Origin of the sequence: Chelativorans multitrophicus, assembly GCF_011317445.1 — a bacterium.
Lineage (GTDB): Bacteria > Pseudomonadota > Alphaproteobacteria > Rhizobiales > Rhizobiaceae > Chelativorans > Chelativorans multitrophicus.
Genome location: NZ_JAAAPL010000002.1, coordinates 240,923 through 260,186 on the forward strand (window position 1 = coordinate 240,923; position 19,264 = coordinate 260,186).

Annotated in this window: 20 protein-coding genes; 10 read left to right on the top strand and 10 right to left on the bottom strand. The window is 61.7% G+C overall.

Annotation, left to right across the window (positions count from 1 at the left end):
• Positions 1-95: 95 nt before the first annotated feature.
• From GNP00_RS11840 to aptA, 6 genes are all read right to left on the bottom strand, one after another.
• Positions 96-1,076 (bottom strand): ABC transporter substrate-binding protein, encoded by a 981-nt coding sequence (locus GNP00_RS11840; protein WP_425483014.1) that lies wholly within the window; start codon positions 1,074-1,076, stop codon positions 96-98.
• A gap of 33 nt (positions 1,077-1,109) precedes the next feature.
• Positions 1,110-1,970, bottom strand: a complete 861-nt coding sequence (locus GNP00_RS11845; protein ID WP_011581381.1) for an ABC transporter permease — start codon at positions 1,968-1,970, stop codon at positions 1,110-1,112.
• Entirely contained in the window at positions 1,967-2,905 is a 939-nt protein-coding gene (locus tag GNP00_RS11850) for an ABC transporter permease (RefSeq protein WP_011581380.1), read from the bottom strand. The genes GNP00_RS11845 and GNP00_RS11850 overlap by 4 nt, the downstream gene beginning before the upstream one ends.
• An 18-nt stretch (positions 2,906-2,923) precedes the next feature.
• Complete coding sequence (locus GNP00_RS11855; RefSeq protein WP_011581379.1) at positions 2,924-3,712, bottom strand: ATP-binding cassette domain-containing protein; 789 nt, start codon at positions 3,710-3,712, stop codon at positions 2,924-2,926.
• 102 nt (positions 3,713-3,814) lie between these two features.
• Complete coding sequence (locus tag GNP00_RS11860) at positions 3,815-5,065, bottom strand: Zn-dependent hydrolase (RefSeq protein ID WP_011581378.1); 1,251 nt, start codon at positions 5,063-5,065, stop codon at positions 3,815-3,817.
• Positions 5,066-5,134: 69 nt separating this feature from the next.
• Positions 5,135-6,460: an omega-aminotransferase AptA gene (aptA, locus tag GNP00_RS11865; protein ID WP_011581377.1), complete on the bottom strand. Its 1,326-nt coding sequence runs from the start codon at positions 6,458-6,460 to the stop codon at positions 5,135-5,137.
• Positions 6,461-6,658: 198 nt separating this feature from the next.
• Between aptA and GNP00_RS11870 the strand changes: the two genes are divergently transcribed.
• The 4 genes from GNP00_RS11870 (at position 6,659) to GNP00_RS11885 (ending at position 8,751) form a co-directional block, all read left to right on the top strand.
• Positions 6,659-7,294, top strand: coding sequence for a TetR family transcriptional regulator C-terminal domain-containing protein (locus GNP00_RS11870; protein ID WP_011581376.1), 636 nt, complete (start codon positions 6,659-6,661; stop codon positions 7,292-7,294).
• Positions 7,295-7,447: 153 nt separating this feature from the next.
• The gene (locus GNP00_RS11875; RefSeq protein ID WP_011581375.1) at positions 7,448-7,822 is read left to right on the top strand and encodes a DUF2019 domain-containing protein; all 375 of its coding nucleotides are present in this window, start codon (positions 7,448-7,450) and stop codon (positions 7,820-7,822) included.
• Positions 7,823-8,128: 306 nt separating this feature from the next.
• Positions 8,129-8,458 (top strand): DUF2019 domain-containing protein, encoded by a 330-nt coding sequence (locus GNP00_RS11880; protein ID WP_011581374.1) that lies wholly within the window; start codon positions 8,129-8,131, stop codon positions 8,456-8,458.
• 131 nt (positions 8,459-8,589) lie between these two features.
• On the top strand, positions 8,590-8,751 hold the full coding sequence (locus GNP00_RS11885; RefSeq protein WP_011581373.1) for a glycine zipper domain-containing protein: 162 nt from the start codon (positions 8,590-8,592) through the stop codon (positions 8,749-8,751).
• 31 nt (positions 8,752-8,782) lie between these two features.
• On the opposite strand, the gene GNP00_RS11890 is transcribed toward GNP00_RS11885, so the two are convergent.
• Positions 8,783-10,432 (bottom strand): thiamine pyrophosphate-dependent enzyme, encoded by a 1,650-nt coding sequence (locus tag GNP00_RS11890; protein ID WP_011581372.1) that lies wholly within the window; start codon positions 10,430-10,432, stop codon positions 8,783-8,785.
• Positions 10,429-11,601 carry a CaiB/BaiF CoA transferase family protein gene (locus GNP00_RS11895; RefSeq protein WP_166016069.1) on the bottom strand — a complete coding sequence of 391 codons (1,173 nt, stop codon included), beginning with the start codon at positions 11,599-11,601 and terminating at the stop codon, positions 10,429-10,431. The genes GNP00_RS11890 and GNP00_RS11895 overlap by 4 nt, the downstream gene beginning before the upstream one ends.
• Before the next feature lie 129 nt (positions 11,602-11,730).
• Here GNP00_RS11895 and GNP00_RS11900 point away from each other — a divergent pair, with 129 nt between their 5' ends.
• The gene (locus tag GNP00_RS11900; RefSeq protein WP_011581370.1) at positions 11,731-12,162 is read left to right on the top strand and encodes a CBS domain-containing protein; all 432 of its coding nucleotides are present in this window, start codon (positions 11,731-11,733) and stop codon (positions 12,160-12,162) included.
• 18 nt (positions 12,163-12,180) lie between these two features.
• Here the strand turns inward: GNP00_RS11900 and GNP00_RS11905 are convergent, their stop codons facing one another.
• Positions 12,181-13,116 carry an alpha/beta fold hydrolase gene (locus GNP00_RS11905; protein WP_011581369.1) on the bottom strand — a complete coding sequence of 312 codons (936 nt, stop codon included), beginning with the start codon at positions 13,114-13,116 and terminating at the stop codon, positions 12,181-12,183.
• Positions 13,117-13,285: 169 nt separating this feature from the next.
• Here GNP00_RS11905 and ettA point away from each other — a divergent pair, with 169 nt between their 5' ends.
• The 3 genes from ettA to GNP00_RS11920 all read left to right on the top strand — a co-directional run bounded on the left by ettA (position 13,286) and on the right by GNP00_RS11920 (position 16,767).
• Entirely contained in the window at positions 13,286-14,935 is a 1,650-nt protein-coding gene (ettA, locus tag GNP00_RS11910; RefSeq protein ID WP_011581368.1) for an energy-dependent translational throttle protein EttA, read from the top strand.
• A gap of 156 nt (positions 14,936-15,091) precedes the next feature.
• Positions 15,092-15,469 (top strand): response regulator, encoded by a 378-nt coding sequence (locus GNP00_RS11915; RefSeq protein WP_011581367.1) that lies wholly within the window; start codon positions 15,092-15,094, stop codon positions 15,467-15,469.
• A gap of 113 nt (positions 15,470-15,582) precedes the next feature.
• The gene (locus tag GNP00_RS11920; RefSeq protein ID WP_011581366.1) at positions 15,583-16,767 is read left to right on the top strand and encodes a beta-ketoacyl-ACP synthase III; all 1,185 of its coding nucleotides are present in this window, start codon (positions 15,583-15,585) and stop codon (positions 16,765-16,767) included.
• Positions 16,768-16,821: 54 nt separating this feature from the next.
• Here GNP00_RS11920 and GNP00_RS11925 read toward each other — a convergent pair whose 3' ends face one another.
• On the bottom strand, positions 16,822-17,136 hold the full coding sequence (locus tag GNP00_RS11925) for a DUF2293 domain-containing protein (RefSeq protein ID WP_011581365.1): 315 nt from the start codon (positions 17,134-17,136) through the stop codon (positions 16,822-16,824).
• Positions 17,137-17,298: 162 nt separating this feature from the next.
• On the opposite strand from GNP00_RS11925, the gene GNP00_RS11930 reads away from it, so the two are divergent.
• Complete coding sequence (locus GNP00_RS11930) at positions 17,299-18,312, top strand: ArsR/SmtB family transcription factor (RefSeq protein WP_011581364.1); 1,014 nt, start codon at positions 17,299-17,301, stop codon at positions 18,310-18,312.
• Entirely contained in the window at positions 18,312-19,229 is a 918-nt protein-coding gene (gene metF / locus GNP00_RS11935) for a methylenetetrahydrofolate reductase [NAD(P)H] (protein ID WP_011581363.1), read from the top strand. The genes GNP00_RS11930 and metF overlap by 1 nt, the downstream gene beginning before the upstream one ends.
• The last annotated feature ends 35 nt before the right edge of the window (positions 19,230-19,264 follow it).

A 19,264-nucleotide genomic window follows, 5' to 3' on the forward strand; every position in this document is an offset into this window, starting at 1 on the left:
AGGATCCATGCCCGAACGGTGAACATGAACACTGACGAGCAGATGGTTGAAGAAAAGGGGCGGTTGCCCGCCCTTTCTCGAATCTTATCGGGTGCTTACAGCTTGTCCGTGATCTCGTGCGTGAAGGCTCCTTCGGGCTCCTTCGTGATCACGGGGTCGGAGCCGCCCTGGAGAAGCGAATCCACCGTTTGCCGATAGGCATCCTCGTCGAGCTTCGGGCTGTCACCCAGGAGCTTGGCGATCTCGCCCATCATACGCTTCTGGTGCTCTTCCGTCTGGGCGCCCGTCGCATCGTTGTCGAGCACGATCATCGCCGCTTCGTCCGGGTTTTCCTTGGCCCATTGCCAGCCCTTCATCGAAGCGCGAACGAAACGCACCATTTTGTCGGCGAAGGCAGGATCCTGAAGCTTATCCTCAAGCACATAGAGGCCGTCCTCAAGCGTCGCGACATCCTCGTCGGTGTAATTGAAGACCACGAGATCCTCGGGAGTCAGCCCAGCGTCGATGATCTGCCAGTACTCGTTATAGGTCATGGCCGTGATGCAGTCGGCCTGCTTCTGCAGGAGCGGGTCGACGTTGAACCCGATCTTCTGGATCGTCACGCCCTCGGGCGAGCCGTCACGCGGTATGCCCAGCTTCGAAAGCCAGCTGAAAAGCGGATATTCATTGCCGAAGAACCAGGTGCCGAGTGTCTTGCCCTTGAAGTCTTCGGGCTTTTCGATGCCGGTTTCCTTGCGGCAGACCATGTTGAGGCCGGAGCGGGCGAAGGGCTGGGCGATGTTGACCACTGGAACGCCCTTTTCGCGCGCGGCAAGCGCCGAGGGCATCCAATCCACCATCACGTCAGCGCCGCCGCCGGCGAGCACCTGCACGGGAGCGATATCCGGGCCGCCGGGCTTGATCTCCACATTGAGGTCTTCTTCTTCGTAGAAGCCCTGGTCCTGGGCCACGTAATAACCGGCGAACTGGGCCTGCGTCACCCATTTGAGCTGCAGGGCGACATCATCAGCCGCAAGCGCCGAAAACGCAGTGAGCGAGAAGGCGCCTGCGAGCAATAATGTATTCGATCGTTTCATTATCATTCCCTCTGAAGTTTGAGCTGCCTGTGTTCATCCACCGCGGATGGAGGGGTGCCAGAAGGTGACGGCCCGCTCGATGAGCGCGACCAAGCCATAGAAGAGCGATCCCGCCAGCGCGGCGATCGCGATTTCGGCCCACACCATATCAATGTTCATACGACCGACCTCGGTGGAGATCCGAAAGCCCATGCCGACGATGGGCGTGCCGAAGAATTCGGCCACGATAGCGCCGATCAGCGCCAGAGTGGAGTTGATCTTTAGCGCGTTGAAGATGAAAGGCGCCGCCGCCGGCAGGCGCAGCTTCAGCAGCGTTTGCCAGTATGAGGCGGCATAGGTGCGCATCAGGTCGCGGTCGATCGCGCTGGAGGCAGCCAATCCTTCGACGGTGTTCACGAGCATGGGGAAGAAGGTCATCACCACGACAACGGCCGCCTTGGAGGGCCAGTCGAACCCGAACCACATGACCATTATCGGCGCGATGCCGATGATCGGAAGCGCCGAGACGAAATTGCCGAGGGGCAGAAGTCCGCGTTTCAGAAAGGGTGAGCGGTCGACCGCAATCGCGGCAAGGAAGCCCGAGCCGCAGCCGAGCGCATAGCCGATCAGCACCGCTTTGAGGAATGTCTGCTGGAAATCCGCCCAGAGCGTCGGCAGCGAATTGACGAGGCGCTCCCAGATCATCGAGGGTGGAGGGAGCAGCACCGTGGGCACGCCAAGGCCACGCACCAGCCCCTCCCATACGACGAGCAGGGTGATGCCGAAGACGGCGGGGACGAGGAGGGCGACCGCGCGGCGCGCATGCTCCGTCCGGGCGTCAAGCCGGACAAGCCGCTCGTTCAGCAGCCAGGCAGCGGCCCAGAAAGCGAGAGCGCCTGCGACCGTCAGGTTCATGGCTTCGCTCCCATGCGGTGCATGACGAGGCGCTGCACGAGGCCCACCAAGGCGACGAGCACCGCTGCCAGGGCAGCGGCCATAAAGAGCGCGGCCCAGATCTGCACCGTCTGGCCGTAATAGGAGCCGGCGAGAAGCCGTGCGCCCAGCCCCGCGACTGCGCCGGTGGGCAATTCGCCGACGATAGCACCGACAAGGCTGATGGCGACCGCCACTTTCATGGAGGTGAAGAGATAGGGCAGCGCGGAGGGCCAGCGCAGCTTCCAGAATGTCTGCGGACCGCTTGCATTATAGGTGCGCATCAGGTCGATCTGGATGGCTTCCGGGCTCTTGAACCCTTTCACCATCCCGACCACCACTGGGAAAAAAGAGAGATAGGTGGAGATCAGCGCCTTAGGCAGCAGGCCCGATATGCCCACGGCATTGAGAACCACGATAATCATCGGCGCGATCGCCAGGATCGGGATCGTCTGGCTCGCAATCACCCACGGCATGACGGACTTGTCCATGGCGCGGTTGTGCACGATGCCAACGGCAATAAGGATGCCGAGCGCCGTGCCGATCGCAAAGCCGAGCAATGTGGACGAAAGCGTGATCCAGGCGTGTTTGAGGAGGCTGCGGTTGGATGTGGGCCGCACATCGACAACCGTCTTCCAGATCTCCGCCACAACCTGATGCGGAGCCGGGAGGACCGGCCGCTCCTGGGCCATGGTGTCGCGCACCAGATCCGCCGCGGTCCATTCGGCGCCGGTGCGCTGATAGGTGTCGATCTGCCAGGGCGCGTTCAGATAGATGGTAAAGCCGTACCAGATCGCGACGATGGCGGTGACGACGATCAGGACCGGCAGGGTGTTGCCTTCACTGAGGCGGCGGAACACGGCGCCGGTTGTGGCCGACGCGGAGCCCGGGGCGGCGATGGGGGCGGAGGCGGTCATGTGGCGGGCCTCGATCGCTCACTCATCGCTGTGCCCCGCTCTCAAGCCTTCCCGCACGCGGTGGGCGATCTCAAGGAATTCCGGCGACTCGCGAATATCCAGCGGCCGCCGCTCCATCGGCAGCGGCGACTCGATAATATCGGTCACTCGGCCGGGCCGCGGTGACATCACCACGATGCGTGTCGAGAGATAGACCGCCTCGGGAATGGAGTGTGTGACGAAGCAGATGGTCTTGCTGGTGCGCGCCCACAGCTCCAAGAGCTGCTCGTTCAGGTGGTCGCGCACGATTTCGTCCAGCGCGCCGAAGGGCTCATCCATCAGAAGGAGGTCGGCGTCGAAGGAAAGCGCGCGGGCGATGGAGGCGCGCTGCTGCATGCCGCCCGACAGCTGCCAGGGGAATTTGCGCGCGAAGCCGGAGAGATTGACGAGTTCCAGCGTGCTGGCGATCCGCCGCTTCTGCTCCTCCGCCGAATAGCCCATGATTTCCAGCGGCAGTGCGATATTCTTCTCGATCGTGCGCCAGGGAAACAGGCCCGGTGCCTGAAAAACATAACCGTAGGTGCGCGCCTTGCGCGCTTCCTCGGGCGAAAGGCCGCCGACGCGTAATTCACCTGCCGTGGGCTGCTCAAGGTCCGCGACCAGGCGCAAAAGGGTTGTCTTGCCGCAGCCGGATGGGCCGATGAAGGAAACGAACTCGCCGCGCCGGACCGCAAGATCGACATTGGACAGGGCCTGGACCGGCCCGTCATTCGTTTCGAAGGTGAGGCTTACATTACGGGCCTCGACGATGTTCTGTGCTGAATGCACGCACGTTCCCCGATTTCTTCTTCTGTGTTGACGTCGGTGCGTTTTCTTGTCGGAAGCAGGTTCTCCTCGTCCGCGGCGGGAATGCATTCCCGTCAGTTGCGATCATTCAACGATTTCCGCCGTCTCCACCACAGCATGGAAAAGCACATCGGCGCCAGCCTGCGCCCATTCCTTGGTGATCATCTCGGCTTCGTTGTGGGAGAGGCCGTCGACGCAGGGGCACATGACCATGGCCGTGGGGGCCACGCGGTTGATCCAGCAGGCATCATGCCCGGCGCCGGAGACGATATCGCGGTGCGTGTATCCGAGCCGTTCGGCGGCCTTGCGGATTGCCTCGACGCATCCCTTGTCGAAGGTGACGGGATCGAAATGCCCGACCTGCTCGATTTCGGAGGTAATATCCATCGCATCGCAAATGGTCGCAATGCCCTGTCGGATGCGCGCATCCATCATGTCGAGCACTTTTTTGTCGGGCGAGCGAATGTCTATGGTGAAAACCGTTTGGCCCGGGATGATGTTGCGGGAATTGGGATAGACCTCCATGTGGCCGACGGCGCCCACGGCGTGGGGCTGGTAGTCCATCGCCACTTCATGGACGAGCTCGATCACGCGGGCCATGCCGAGCCCGGCGTTGCGCCGCTTGGGCATGGGCGTCGAGCCGGTATGGCTCTCGCGGCCGGAGAGCGTCACCTGGAGCCATTTGAGCCCCTGGCCGTGGGTGACGACGCCTATATCAATCCCCTCGTCCTCCAGAATCGGGCCTTGCTCGATGTGGAGCTCGAAGAAGGCCTTCATCTTGCGGCCGCCGACCGGCTCTTCGCCCTTCCAGCCGATGCGCTCCAGCTCGTCGCCGAAGCGCTTTCCCTGCGCATCCCTCCGGTCATAGGCCCATTCGAGATCATGCATGCCGGCAAAGACGCCGGAGGCGAGCATGGCCGGGGCGAAGCGGGTGCCTTCCTCGTTGGTCCAGTTGGTGACGACGATCGGGTGCTTCGTCTTGATGCCGAGGTCATTGAGGCTGCGGATCACCTCCAACCCGCCGAGGACGCCCAGCACGCCGTCATAGCGGCCGCCCGTCGGCTGCGTATCGAGATGGGAGCCCACATAGACGGGCAGGGCATCGGGGTCGGTGCCCTCGCGCTGCGCGAACATAGTGCCCATGGCGTCCACGGAGACGGACATGCCGGCTTCCTCGCACCACTTCTTGAAGAGGTGCCGTGCCTGGCCGTCTTCGTCGGTCAGCGTCTGCCGGTTGTTGCCGCCGGCGATGCCGGGGCCGATCGCGGCCATCTCGTGAATGGAATCCCAGAGGCGGTCCGCATTGATCCTCAGATTTTCGCCGGGTGCTGCCATTTGGTTCCCCTCGTCTTTTCTGGGCTTTCGTTCCGGCTCACATGCAGGCCAGCCCCGAAGGGCCGGCGCTTAATCTATAGATCGCAAAATTTCCCTTACATGGTCCACGATCTCGTCAATCTGCCCCTTGGTGATGATAAGCGGGGGTGACAGCGCGATAATGTCGCCGGTCGTGCGTATCAACAGCCCCTTCTCGAAGCCCTTCAGGAAGGCGGAGAAGGCGCGCTTGGTGGGCTGGCCTTGTATCGGCTCCATTTCGATCGCGCCGACAAGGCCGATATTGCGGATGTCGATCACATGCGGCTCGCCCTTGAGCGAATGCAGCGCATCCTCCCAGTGCTGGCCCAATTCCTCGCCGCGCGTGAGCAGGCCTTCCTCCCTGTAGGTTTCGAGGGTAGCGAGGCCGGCGGCGCAGGCGATCGGGTTGCCCGAATAGGTATAGCCGTGGAAGAACTCGATCATGTGCTCCGGGCCGTTCATGAAGGCGTCGTGGATCTCCTTCTTCACGAACACCGCGCCCATCGGGATCACGCCGTTGGTGATACCCTTGGCCGTCGTCATGATATCGGGCACCACGCCGAAATAATCGGCCGCAAAGGGCGTGCCCAGGCGGCCAAAGCCTGTGATGACTTCATCGAAGATGAGCAGGATGCCGTGCTTGTCGCAGATCTCTCGGAGCCGCTTCAGATAGCCCTTGGGCGGCAGGATCACGCCGGCAGACCCGGCCACCGGCTCGACGATGACGGCGGCGATGGTGGAGGCATCGTGAAGCGCCACGATCCGCTCCAACTCGTCGGCAAGCTCCACCCCATGCTCAGGCACGCCGCGTGAGAAGGCGTTCTTCCCCGGCAGGTATGTGTGCGGCAGGTGGTCTACGCCGGCCAAAAGCGTGCCGAACATCTTGCGGTTGTTGACGATGCCGCCAACGGAAATGCCGCCGAAATTAACCCCGTGATAGCCGCGCTCGCGGCCGATGAGACGCGTGCGCGAGCCGTCACCCTTCGCCCGGTGATAGGCAAGGGCGATCTTCAGCGCAGTCTCGACGGACTCCGACCCGGAATTGGTGAAGAAGACATGATCCATGCCTTCCGGCGCGATATCCACCAGACGGCTTGCGAATTCGAAGACGATGGGATGACCCATCTGGAAGGCAGGAGCATAGTCCAGCTCGCCCGCCTGATGCCTGATGGCTTCCGTGATTTTCGGCCGGCAGTGGCCGGCATTGACGCACCACAGCCCCGCCGTGCCGTCGAGAAGCTTGCGGCCGTCATCGGTCGTATAATGCATATCCTTGGCCGAGACGAGCATACGCGGCGCCTGCTTGAACTGCCGGTTGGCCGTGAACGGCATCCAGAATGCGCTGAGATCATTCGGTCTTTTGGGTCGCTCAAGCATTACCAAGCCTCCTTCTACCTCTTTTTGTCCTGGTCAAGCTTGGTACTCCCCGGAAAACGATACGCAATTTTTGACCGTTTGGACAATCGTTAACACCGCCAATAGGGCGGTCAAGCGGCATTGTAAGGATTTGCACTTGCCCCCGCGCGTTCCAGTCTGTCAGATGCGACTGTGCCAGAAGGAGGAAAAATCGGGGAAATGTCCAGGACAGGCGCCATCGTGGATGAGCCCGCCAAGCCGAAGCGGACGCGAATCCAGCGTGAAAGGCGTGAACTCATCCGGGAGGCGGCTCTTGAGGTTTTCTCGCAGCACGGCTTCCGCGGCTCCACGATCGACCAGATCGCCGAAGCTGCGGGTATGTCGAAACCGAACCTGCTCTATTACTTCAAAAGCAAGGAGGCGATCTTCGTCACCCTCATCGACCGGCTGATGGAAGCATGGCTGGCGCCCTTGCGGGAGATGAATGCGGACGGCGATCCAGCCACCGAAATCCGCTCCTATATCCGGCGCAAGGTCGAGATGGCGCGCGACTTCCCGCGCGAAAGCCGGCTGTTCGCCAACGAGATCCTGCAGGGCGCGCCGCGCATCATGCCGCTGCTCGAAGGCGAGCTGAAGGACCTGGTGGACGAGAAGGCAGAGATCATCCGCCAATGGATTCGGCAGGGGAAGCTAAGGGAGGCCGACCCCCACCACTTCATCTTCGCCATCTGGGCCACCACCCAGCATTATGCCGATTTCGACGTGCAGGTGCGTGCCGTGCTGGGACCGGAAAAGGGCGGGGAAAGCCGCTTCGAGGACGCGGCGGCATTTCTGGAGAAGCTGTTTTTGGGGTGAGATCTCCCTTCCGGAGGGGATAGATTTCTTGGTACAGCAAGAAAGATGACGAATTCGGAGGGTTGTCTCCAAGAGAGTATCTTAGGGGAAAAAGTTGGGAAGAGAGAGGGCGGATAGGTCCCATGGCCTTCAAAGGTTCGGGGTACTCAAACCGTGAAGATCCGTCAGAACCTTGCACGTTTTACGAGCGAACATTTGGTCATGCGCTTTGCAGAGATCGGGATCGAGCAGGATAACGCGTTGCTTCGAAACGAAATTGGCAGTTTCAACAAGCTTTATGACGAAAAGGCCGCTATCTTGGCAGAATTGAAGAGCCGAGAAGGCGACCAGCGAACGCTCTTGCTCCGGTTATATAGCCATCCCAATATGCAGGTGCGTCTCAATGCTGCTAAGGCGACGCTGGCTATCGAACCAAACGAAGCACGCAAACAGTTGGAAGCAATCGCAGCGTCAGGCCAAGGTCCGCAGGCCGGCGATGCCGGAATGTCACTGTGGACGCTCGACGAAGGGATTTTCAAACCAACCTGATACGATCTCTAGCGGAGAGAGTAGGTGGTTTCCGCCTGCCGACGAGCCGGTCATACTATAGGATCATATTTCGACAAGGCTGAGCCCCTTGACGTACTCCGGCGCAGTGCACACCAGCCACGGCCCGCCTATGACGTTCACCATATCGTCGAGAAGACGCCTGCTGAAGCCATGACGAAGTGCAAACAGGAAGGCCTTAAAACGAAGGGCATGCTGGATGCTATCAAAGAAGGGCGGTACATGCCGGAATGACGGCGTCTCGGGCGACAAAGATGAAACCAGGAGCACTTTCCACCGAGGAACTCGTTGCCGCGCTTCGCGGAAATCAGCATAGCACAGTATAATGCAAATCTCGACCTTGATACCCGCCGCTATAATCGCCTCTTCGATCAGATGATGATTATTTCGGATGAGTTAAAGCGGCGGCCCGGGGACCACCGCAGATATCTATCGTCGCTGTACCAACATCCTAATACAAAGGTGCGGGCGAAGGCTGCAATCCATACGCTTGCAGTGCTTCCCGAAGAAGCTCGAAAGGTGCTGGAGGAGGTCGGCAGCTTGAAGGGTTATTCTGGACCCATGGATGCGCGTGGGATTTTGAGGGCATTGGATGAGGGAACGTATGTCCCTGAATAGAGTGCAACCGGCACGAACTGCAATCCCCTACACGGTATGACGGGTGTTACGCCATTCCCGATCCAGGCTGACTTTTAATCGATGTTCTAGTCGCCCTTGCATCTTCTCGACCTGCCCCTAGTTCCCGGCACATGAACGATCAGTATTCCGCCATGGCTCTTGGTATGGCGCTCGGCATCGGCGTGGGCGCGGCAATAGGCGCGGCGATGGACAATGTCGCCATTGGAATAGCCGTCGGGATTGCACTCGGGGCGGCCGCCGGCGCCGCCTATCATGCCAGAAGAGGCGGTTAGGCGGCGCTCACATCCCCTGAGGTCAGAAGAATTATCGCCCCTCACGGATCTGCGTCAGCGTCTTTGTCGGCGTGATCGCTTCCGGGTCGAGCTTTATCTCAATGATCGCCGGCTTTCCGCTTTCCCGCGCGCGCTCGAAGGCAGGCGCGAAATCCTCCGTCTTCTCCACCGTCTCGCCATAGCCGCCATAGGCGCGGGCGAGCGCCGCAAAGTCAGGGTTCTTCAAGTCGGTGCCGGAGACACGGCCGGGATATTCGCGCTCCTGGTGCATGCGGATTGTGCCATAGGTCCCGTTATTGACGACGATCACGATGATGGGCAGGTCATGTTGCACGGCGGTGGCAAATTCCTGCCCGTTCATGAGGAAACAGCCGTCGCCCGCGAACGCCACCACGAGGCGGTCTGGGAAAAGATCCTTTGCCGCCACCGCGGCCGGCGTGCCGTAGCCCATCGAGCCCGATGTGGGCGCGCTCTGCGTGCCATAGCGGCGGAAGCGGTGGAAGCGGTGGATCCAGGTCGCGTAGTTGCCCGCGCCGTTGGTGATGATCGCATCCTCCGGCAAGACGCTTTCGAGGTGGTTCCAAATCGGTCCCATATGCACGGCGCCGGGGCCGGTCTCAGGCGGTGTCGACCATGTGAGATAGGCGCCGTGGAGTCGCGTCGTCTCATCGGCCCAGTCGGGCGTGGCGCCGGGATCGAGTTCCGCGAAAGCCGCGGCGAAGGCCGCGGGCGAGGCATTGATGGCAAGCGTCGGGCGGTAGACGCGGCCGAGTTCGTTCGCGTCGGGGTGCACATGCACCAGCTTCTGGTCGGGGTAGGGGCTCTTCAGAAGCGTGTAATCTGAAGACGGGATCTCCCCGAAACGTCCGCCGACGAGCAGCACGAGATCGGCGCTCTTGATCGCCTCGGCCAGCTTCGGGTTCGGGCCGATGCCGATATCGCCTGCATAGCAGGGGTGCAGGTGATCGAACAGCATCTGGCGGCGGAAGGAGACGCCTACGGGAAGCGCCCAGCGCTCCGCCGCCTTCTGGAAGGCCGACACGGAGGCTTCGTCCCAGCGGGTGCCGCCAAGGATGACGAAGGGACGTTTCGCTGTGCCCAGAAGCTCTTCCAGCTTCTGCATCTCGTGATGGCCGGGGCGGGTTTCCACCGGCGTATAGGGCAGGGCGGCGGGCGCCTCAGCCGTTTCCGTCAGCATGTCCTCGGGAAGGGAGATGACCACCGGGCCGGGCCGGCCGGAGGTGGCGACCGAAAAGGCGCGCGTGACGATTTCGGGAATGCGGGCCGGATCGTCGATTTCCGTCGCCCATTTGGCGAGCGGCCCGAACAGGGCGCGGTAATCCACTTCCTGAAAGGCCTCGCGCTCGCGGGCATGGCTTGCCACCTGGCCGATGAAAAGGATCATCGGCACCGAGTCCTGCCTTGCGATATGGATGCCGGCCGTCGCGTTCGTGGCGCCTGGCCCACGCGTGACGAAGCAGATGCCGGGGCGGCCGGTGAGCCTTCCGTGGCAATCGGCCATCATGGCCGCGCCGCCTTCCTGGCGGCAGACGATGGTGCGGATCTTGGAATCGTGGAGCGCGTCGAGCACTGCCAGATAGCTTTCGCCCGGCACGCAGTAGAGGCGATCCACGCCATTTGCTTCCAAGGCTTCGACGATGAGTTGACCGCCGCTCTTCACGTGCTTTCCTCCAGTTCGCGCAGGATTTCCTCGGTATGTTCGCCCAGCCGCGGGCTTGGGCGCGTATAGGCAAGCGGGGTTTGCGACATGACCATCGGCGCGCGCACGGAGGGAAGCGCGTTGCCGTCCGCGTCCTTCAGGTCGAGCCGCATTCCGCGGGCGATGGTCTGCGGGTCGGCGAACATGTCGGCGATCGTGTTAATGGGGCTTGCCGGCACGCCCGCCTCTTCGAGGCTTTTAAGGAGCAGATCGCGTGCGAATGTCTTCAGCCTCAGCGCGATTTCGCTCCTGAGCCGCTCGCGGTTGGCGACGCGCGCGGCGTTGGTGGAGAATTCAGGATTGGCCGCCAGTTCCTCGCGGCCTATTACGGCGCAGAAACGCTCGAACTGCCTGTCATTGCCGACAGCCAGGATGAAATGCCCGTCCACCACCTCGAAGACCTCGTAAGGGGAGATATTGGGATGCGCATTGCCCATGCGGACCGGGGCGATGCCGGAGACCAAATAATTCAGGTTCTGGTTGGCGAGCACCGAAACCTGCGTATCGAACAGCGCCATGTCGATATGCTGCCCCTCGCCGGTCTTTTCCGCGTGGCGGAGCGCCGCCTGAATTGCGATGACGGAATAAAGGCCGGTGAAGATATCGGTGACGGCAACACCCACCTTCTGCGGCTCGCCGTCGGCGGGCCCGGTGATCGACATCAGGCCGGACATGCCCTGTATGATGAAATCATAGCCCGCACGCGGAGCATAGGGTCCATCCTGCCCGAATCCGGTGATGGAGCAGTAGACGAGGCGCGGGTTGATCGCCTTCAGGCTCTCGTAATCGAGGCCGTATTTTTTTAGGCCGCCGAGCTTGAAGTTCTCGATCAGCACGTCGGCCGAGGCGATCAGCTTCAGGAGAACCGCGCGGTCTTCCTCCCTCGTGAAATCAAGCGCGATCGAGCGCTTTCCCCTGTTGCAGGAATGAAAATAGGCGGCCGAAAGGTTCTCTCCGTCCTTTCCCGTCACGAAGGGCGGGCCCCATTTGCGGGTGTCATCGCCCCCGTCCGGGTTTTCGACCTTGATAACTTCGGCGCCGAGATCGGCCAGAAGCTGGCCTGCCCAGGGGCCTGCGAGAATGCGGGCAAGCTCGATGACACGGATATTGGAAAGCGGCGGTTCGGCCATCGTCCTTGCTGCTCCATTCTCTCGGTGAGAGGCACGGAAAGGGCGATTTCGCCCCCCAACGCCATGAAACATCAAAGCCCTACCGTCGTTTGTGTTGGAAGACAACTGGTTGAGGCAGGAGGACAGGTCATGCAGATCCAGGAAATCATGACAAGGTCGGTCGATCTTATCGACCCCAACGCCACCATCCGCGAAGCCGCCCGCAAAATGCGCGAGGACAATGTCGGAGCCCTGCCGGTGGGCGAAAACGACCGGCTGATCGGCATGGTAACCGACCGCGACATCACGGTTCGCGCGGTGGCCGAGGAACGGTCTGCCGGCAATACCAGTGTGCGGGAGGTTATGTCGGAAAGGGTGGCCTACTGCTATGAGGATGACGATGCGGAACGCGCAGCCGCAGTCATGGCGCGGCATCAGGTCCGGCGGCTGCCGGTGATCAATCGCGATAAGCGGCTCGTTGGCATCGTGGCGCTCGCAGATCTCGTCCGCGGGGATGGCCTGGCCGCCGGACACGCGTTGGAAGGCATATCGGAGCCGAGCGATCAGCCGAGGCTGATGTAGAACTGATAGCGGGCGCTTTCAGGTTCGCGACAGCACCTTTTCAGCCCAGTTCGCGAAATCGCGCATGATGAGATTTCGATTCAGCTCGTTGAGAGGTTCGTGCCGGCTTTCCGGGTAAATCGTTGTTTCCAGGTCTGAAAAGCCGTTCCTGCGAAGGCGCTTTTCAAGCCTTCTGAGCGCAATGCCTCCCGCTGTCGAAGGGTCCGCGCCGCCCCCCGTAAGCTGGATCGGAAGCGTCTTCGGGATCGCCCGGAGCGCACGGTCGTTCACCGCTATCAGATTGAAATTGAAGACAGCGCGCCATAAGCCCACCGTCGCATCCCAGCCGCAGAGCGGATCGGCGATATAGCGGTCCACTTCGCTTGTGTCTTGCGAGAGCCAGTCGAAGGGCGTTCGCGCATCCGGGACAGCCTTCGCCCAGGCGCGGAAGGTGAGGCGCGGCATGATCCGCGAGGGAACGTCCGAGCCGAGCCGGAAGCGCTCCCAGGCAAGGAAGGCCTTTGCCGCCTGCGCTTCGATCCGCGTCGCGAGCGGCATGTTCCAGAGTGCTGCCGCGCGCACGCGCTGCGGATGGCGTGCCAGAAAGGCAAGCGCGATCATCGCCCCCATGGAATGGCCGAAGAGGATGACCGGCAAGCCCGGATGCTTCTCGGCGATATGGTCGTGGACGGCCAGAACGTCCGCCAGCACGTTATCCGCCGCGGGCTCCGGCCCGAAAGAGCCGAGCGCCGCCCGCGGCGCCTCAGTATGGCCGTGGCCTCGGTGGTCATGCGCGTAAGTATGGAAGCCGTGCCCTGCAAGAAATGCGGCGAAGCGGCCATAGCGGCCGGCATGCTCGGCCAATCCGTGATTGATCTGGACGACAGCGCGCGGACTGCCTTCGGCGCCTTGCATGTAAAGCCGGAGCGTTGCCCCGGTCGGGCTGTTCAATGTCGTCTCGGTCTTGAATGCCACGTTGCTCCCCGGGCGTCTTTGGCCTACATACGCGGCGAAAAAGCAAACAGGGGGTAGTGAATAGCAAGTAGGGAAAGATGTGGCCCCGAGCGCCTGTTCGAGATCCCTATTGGCTACTTCCTATTCGCTGTTTGCGTCCATTCCCACACCACGGAGCAGTTTCGCCCCCATGGCACGTCAATTCATCTATCATATGGCCGGTCTCAACAAGGCTTACGGAGCCAAGAAGGTTTTGGACAATGTCCACCTTTCCTTCTACCCCGACGCCAAGATCGGCATTCTGGGGCCGAACGGTGCTGGTAAATCCACCGTGCTCAGGATCATGGCAGGGCTCGACAAGGAGTACACGGGCGAGGCCTGGCTCGCCGAAGGCGCCACTTCCGGCTATCTGCCGCAGGAGCCGCAGCTCGATCCGGCGCTGGACGTGCTGGGCAATGTGATGCAGGGCGTGGCGGCCAAGAAGGCGATCCTCGACCGCTACAACGAACTGATGATGAACTATTCGGACGAGACGGCCGATGAGGCCGCCGCGTTGCAGGACAAGATCGACAGCCAGAATCTTTGGGACCTCGATTCGCAGGTGGAAATGGCGATGGAGGCGCTGCGCTGCCCCGCGCCCGATGCCGACGTGAGCAAGCTTTCCGGCGGCGAGAAGCGTCGTGTGGCCCTTTGCCAGCTTCTGCTTCGCCAGCCCGATCTCCTGCTGCTCGACGAGCCGACCAACCATCTCGATGCGGAGACGACGGCCTGGCTCGAAAAACACCTGCGCGAATATCCGGGCGCGGTGCTGATCGTCACACACGACCGCTACTTCCTTGACAATGTCACCGGCTGGATTCTCGAGCTCGACCGGGGCCGCGGTATTCCGTACGAGGGCAATTACACCGCCTATCTGGAAGCCAAAGCCAAGCGCATGGCGCAGGAAGGCCGCGAGGAGGCCGCCCGGCAGAAAGCGCTGGCCCGCGAGCGCGAGTGGATCGCGGCGAGCCCCAAGGCCAGGCAGGCCAAGAGCAAGGCCCGTATCCGCGCCTATGACGAGCTGGTGCAGGCCGCCAATGACCGCCGCCCCGGCGAGGCGCAGATCATCATCCCGTCCGGCGAGCGGCTGGGCAATGTGGTGATCGAGGTGGAGGGGCTGTCGAAAGGTTATGGCGACCGGCTGTTGATCGACAATCTCAGCTTTCAGCTGCCGCCCGGCGGCATCGTCGGCGTGATCGGCCCCAACGGCGCCGGCAAGACCACGCTCTTCCGCATGATCACCGGCCAGGAGCAGCCTGACCAGGGCACGATTCGTGTCGGTGAGACGGTGAAGCTCGGCTATGTGGACCAGAGCCGCGACACGCTCAATCCCGACAAGAGCGTCTGGGAAGAGATCTCCGGCGGCAATGACGTCATAAAGCTCGGCAAGCACGAGGTGAATTCCCGCGCTTATTGCTCCTCCTTCAACTTCAAGGGCGGCGATCAGCAGCAGAAAGTCGGAACGCTTTCGGGCGGCCAGCGCAACCGCGTTCATATGGCAAAGCTCCTCAAGGAGGGCGGCAACGTCATCCTGCTCGACGAGCCCACAAACGACCTCGATACCGAGACGCTCGCCGCACTCGAGGACGCGCTGGAGAATTTCGCAGGCTGCGCCGTGATCATTTCGCACGACCGCATGTTCCTCGACCGGCTTGCCACTCACATTCTCGCCTTCGAGGGCGATAGCCATGTGGAGTGGTTCGAAGGCAATTTCGAGGAATATGAGGCGGACAAGATCCGGCGGCTGGGGCCGGACAGCGTCAATCCGAAGCGGGTCACGTATAAAAGGCTGACGCGATAAGCTAAGATTTGCTTAGGAACCAAACGGCTCCTTCGGCGTTAGAGAACCTAATGCGTCTGGCGGGGACCGAGCGATGACAATTTCACAGCATCAACCGGAAGAACGGCTCCCGCTTTGCCGCCTGGCATTCCGCGCCGTTCCATGGTGATGAACAATATGTCCGCCGATTCCAGCAGTCTCGAAGGTCTCCGTGTCTTTATCGTCGAAGATGAGGCGCTGGTCGCCATGAATCTCGAGATGATTCTGGAGGATCTTGGTTGCCTTGTCGTTGGCCCCGCCATGCGCTTCGACCGCGCCGAGGAGATGGTGGATGGCGATCTGGCCGCCGATATCGCCATTCTGGACGTCAATGTCAGCGGCAAGCAGGTCTTCCCGCTGGCACACCGGCTCGCGGACAGGATGCCGGTAATCTTCGCCACCGGCTACGACCAGTCGGGAATACCCGCCGAGTGGCACAGCCGCCCCATGCTGCAAAAGCCCTACACGAGCGATGAAGTGATGCGCGTTCTTTCCCAAGCGTTAGGGGATAAGTAAGCCTAGCCTCGTTGCGCCGTCGCAAATAAACCTTATTCCATTCCCTTCCTCGGCAGTAAGCGGTATCCAACAGGATGGAGCCGAGTGCGGCTTCGGTGCGAAGGGCATGGAAGATGCTACGCCGGATTAGCGAGCGTGAGTCGGAAAATCCTGCACCAGACCGGGAGCGGGAAGGATTTGGCCGCGTCTGCCTTTCCGGCCTCGGCGTCGAGATTCCGCGCGCAGTCATTTCCAACGAAGAACTCGTCGACAGCTTCAACCGATGGGTGGAAACACAAAATATCCGCAGGGCAGCGCTGGGCGAGGAGCCGCTGCCGCGTTCCGATGCGGATTTTATCGTCCAGGCGTCGGGCATCCGGCAGCGCCATGTTTATGAGCGGGAAGGCATTCTGGACCCGGCGCGGATGGCTCCGCGCATTCCGGCAAGGCGCGACGACGAGCTTTCCGTCATGGCCGAGTTCGGTCTCAAGGCCGCGCGGAAGGCGCTCGATCATGCGCGGCTCTCCCCGCGCGATATCGATCTCGTAATCTGCTCCGCCGCGCATCATCAGCGTCCCTATCCGGCCATCGCCATCGAAATCCAGCAGGCTTTGGGCGCCGAAGGCGCTGCATTCGACATGGGCCTCGGCTGCTCCTCGGCACTTTTGGGCCTCCACACGGCAGCCAATCTGGTGCGGACCGGCGCGCACCGCCGCGTGCTCGTGGTGACCCCGGAGCTGATCACGGCACATCTCGACTTCCGCGACCGACAGACGCATTTCATCTTCGGCGACGCAGCCACCGCCATGGTGGTGGAGGGTATGGATTCCGGCGGCAGCTATTCCGGCCGATTTGAAGTGATCGATACGCGGCTCTGGACCCAGTTCTCAAGCAATATCCGCACGAATTTTGGGTTTCTCAGCCGCCTCGCCCAGGACGATCCCTATAACCTCGCCGTCGAAGGCCAGCTCATCAAGCAGGCGGGCAGCAAGGTCTTCAAGGAGGTCACACTGGCGGGGCACCAGTTCATCGTGGATTTCCTGGGCGAATATGGGCACACGCCGCTCACCATGCGCCGATTTTGGCTGCACCAGGCGAATGCCCGCATGAACAAGATGATTCTCAAGCTCGCTTTCGGCGAGGAGGTGGGGCAGGACCGTGCGCCCACCGTTCTTGAACGGCTCGGCAATACGGCGGCCGCGGGCGCCATCATCGCGCTCGCTGAAAATTACGAAGACATGCAGCCCGGCGAATTCGGCCTCCTCTGCGCCTTCGGCGCCGGCTATTCCATAGGCGGCGCGCTGTTAAGGATGATGTAAGGGCTCCTGCGCGATGCCCTTGCGTGATGCGCACGCATTCAGGACCGAGGAAAGCTATTCGTCCTCCTCATCCGGCTCCAGCAGCCTTGTCGCGCGCCATCGGGTCAACACCTCGTTGATCTGGTCCACCACGAAGAAGCGCGCGGCGTCGCGGTCGTAGCCCTCGGCGAGGAGCTGATCGTAATCGCTGTGCTCATGGCGCACATGGCTGACGGTCGCGAGCCATACTGCCACCGAAGCGGGCAAGGAGCGGAGCTTGCGGTCATTGGCAAGCGCGCGAATTTTTTCGGTATCCGAGAATGGCGCCTGCGGCAGCAGCGCCGTCAGAGCTTTGTTCACGGAGCGCTGGCGCGTGGTGGAGACCTTCATCCCATTCTCCTTTTCAGTCGGATATAGGAGAAAGGCGGTCATCAGTAGGCAAAAGACGGGCGCCGCCTTAGATGTTCACAAAATGATCGGTGGCGGGCATGCATGCTTGCCAAGGAGAGCAGGCTCATATAAACATATCTTTATATGTTTTTGGAGAAAGCGATGCTGACGCGCCCGAGAATTCAGCTCGACGTGATGGTCGATATCCTGAAGGCTGCCGCCGAGCCCAGCCGGCTGCGCATTCTGGTGTTGCTTTCCCATGCCGACCTTACCGTCTCCGACCTGACCGAAATCCTGAACCAGTCGCAGCCGCGCGTCTCGCGCCATTTGAAGCTCTTGCTCGAAGCGGACCTCATCGCGCGCTATCAGGAGGGTTCCTGGGCATTCTTCCGCCTCTCCGATACGGAGACCGCGCGTGAATTCGTCGATAGCGTCGTGGCGCGCGTCGACCGGGCCGATCCGGTGGCTGACCGCGACCTGGAACGCCTGGAGGCGATCAAGCGGCGGCGGCAGGAGAGGGCGGTTGAATATTTCCGCAGGAATGCGGTGAGCTGGGACCAGATCCGCTCGCTTCATGTGCCGGATGCAGCCGTCGAAGCAGGCCTAAGGGCGATGGTGGGCGAAAAGAGTTTCCAATCCATGGTGGATCTCGGCACGGGCACCGGCCGGCTTCTTGAAATCTTCGCGCCGCTATATCGACGCGGGCTCGGCATCGACTTGTCCCGTGAAATGCTCGCGGTTGCGCGCGCCAATCTGGAGCGCGCGGGCATAGCGCATGCGCAGGTCCGGCAGGGCGATATCTATGCGCCGCCGGTGGAACGCGGCGCCCATGATCTTGTGACCATTCATCAGGTGCTTCATTATCTGGAAGATCCCGCCGCCGCGATCCGCGAGGCGGCTCGGCTGCTGAAACCCGGCGGACGGCTGGTGATCGTCGATTTCGCGCCACACAATCTTGATTTCCTGCGGGAGGAACATGCGCATCTGAGGCTCGGCTTTGCCGACCGTCAGATCGCCGAATGGCTCAAGGAAGCCGAACTCGACCTTGAGACCACCCGCAGTTTCGTGCCGGAAGGCGGGACAAAGAAGGGACTGACAGTGAAAATGTGGCTGGCCCACGACCGGCGCGTCGCAGTGGCATCAGAAGAAATCACCGCGCGCAAGGAGATGGCGTGATGACGAACTACCGATTCGCGCGGCGGCACGAGGCGGCCGAGAAGATCCGCGTATCCTTTGAATTTTTCCCGCCGAAGAGCGATGAGATGGCGGAAAAGCTGTGGGAGACCGTAGTGCGTCTCGCCCCGCTCCAGCCCGCTTTCGTGTCGGTCACTTATGGTGCCGGCGGCTCGACGCGCGAGCGAACGGCCCATACGGTGCGCCGGATCCTGCAGGAGACGGAGCTGACCCCGGCGGCGCACCTTACCTGCGTGGATGCTTCGCGCGAGCAGGTCGATGGCGTCATTTCCGAATTCGCCGCCATGGGCGTGAAACGTTTCGTGGCGCTGCGCGGCGATCCCGTGGAAGGTGCCGGTGCAGCCTATCGGCCACATCCGGACGGCTACATCAACGGGGCGGACCTCGTCGGCGCGCTGGCCCGTCAAGGAGATTTCGACATCTCGGTTTCCGCCTACCCGGAAAAGCATCCGGAAAGTCCCGACTTCGCAACCGATATCGAGATGCTCAAGCGCAAGGTGGACAATGGCGCCACGCGCGCGATCACCCAATTCTTCTTCGACAACGACGTCTATGATCGATACGTGGAGCGCGTGCGCCGGGCAGGCATTTACGTGCCGATCGTGCCGGGAATCCTGCCCGTCCATAATTTTACGCAGGTTGTCCGCTTCGCAAGCCGCTGCGGCGCGTATGTGCCGCCTTGGCTGGCCGAGCGCTTTCATGGCCTGGAGAACGATCCCTCGACGCATCAGCTGGTGGCGGCGGCGGTCGCGGCCGAACAGGTGCTGGACCTCGTTGAACGCGGCGTCAGCGATTTCCACTTCTATACGATGAACCGGGCTGACCTTCCTTTTGCCATCTGCCACATGATCGGCGTCAGGCCGGCGGCGCAGCCTTCAGGCGAGGTAGCCGTCGCCTAAAAAAACGGAATTGAAAAAGGCCGGGTTTTCACCCG

Coding starts and splice junctions, on each gene's coding strand:
- GNP00_RS11885 (WP_011581373.1), top strand. CDS start 8,590: ATGAACGATCAGTATTCCGCCATGGCTCTTGGTATGGCGCTCGGCATC.
- ettA (WP_011581368.1), top strand. CDS start 13,286: ATGGCACGTCAATTCATCTATCATATGGCCGGTCTCAACAAGGCTTAC.
- GNP00_RS11920 (WP_011581366.1), top strand. CDS start 15,583: ATGCTACGCCGGATTAGCGAGCGTGAGTCGGAAAATCCTGCACCAGAC.
- GNP00_RS11930 (WP_011581364.1), top strand. CDS start 17,299: ATGCTGACGCGCCCGAGAATTCAGCTCGACGTGATGGTCGATATCCTG.
- GNP00_RS11925 (WP_011581365.1), bottom strand. CDS start 17,136: ATGAAGGTCTCCACCACGCGCCAGCGCTCCGTGAACAAAGCTCTGACG.
- GNP00_RS11900 (WP_011581370.1), top strand. CDS start 11,731: ATGCAGATCCAGGAAATCATGACAAGGTCGGTCGATCTTATCGACCCC.
- GNP00_RS11915 (WP_011581367.1), top strand. CDS start 15,092: ATGTCCGCCGATTCCAGCAGTCTCGAAGGTCTCCGTGTCTTTATCGTC.
- GNP00_RS11870 (WP_011581376.1), top strand. CDS start 6,659: ATGTCCAGGACAGGCGCCATCGTGGATGAGCCCGCCAAGCCGAAGCGG.
- aptA (WP_011581377.1), bottom strand. CDS start 6,460: ATGCTTGAGCGACCCAAAAGACCGAATGATCTCAGCGCATTCTGGATG.
- GNP00_RS11845 (WP_011581381.1), bottom strand. CDS start 1,970: ATGAACCTGACGGTCGCAGGCGCTCTCGCTTTCTGGGCCGCTGCCTGG.
- GNP00_RS11860 (WP_011581378.1), bottom strand. CDS start 5,065: ATGGCAGCACCCGGCGAAAATCTGAGGATCAATGCGGACCGCCTCTGG.
- metF (WP_011581363.1), top strand. CDS start 18,312: ATGACGAACTACCGATTCGCGCGGCGGCACGAGGCGGCCGAGAAGATC.
- GNP00_RS11840 (WP_425483014.1), bottom strand. CDS start 1,076: ATGAAACGATCGAATACATTATTGCTCGCAGGCGCCTTCTCGCTCACT.
- GNP00_RS11895 (WP_166016069.1), bottom strand. CDS start 11,601: ATGGCCGAACCGCCGCTTTCCAATATCCGTGTCATCGAGCTTGCCCGC.
- GNP00_RS11850 (WP_011581380.1), bottom strand. CDS start 2,905: ATGACCGCCTCCGCCCCCATCGCCGCCCCGGGCTCCGCGTCGGCCACA.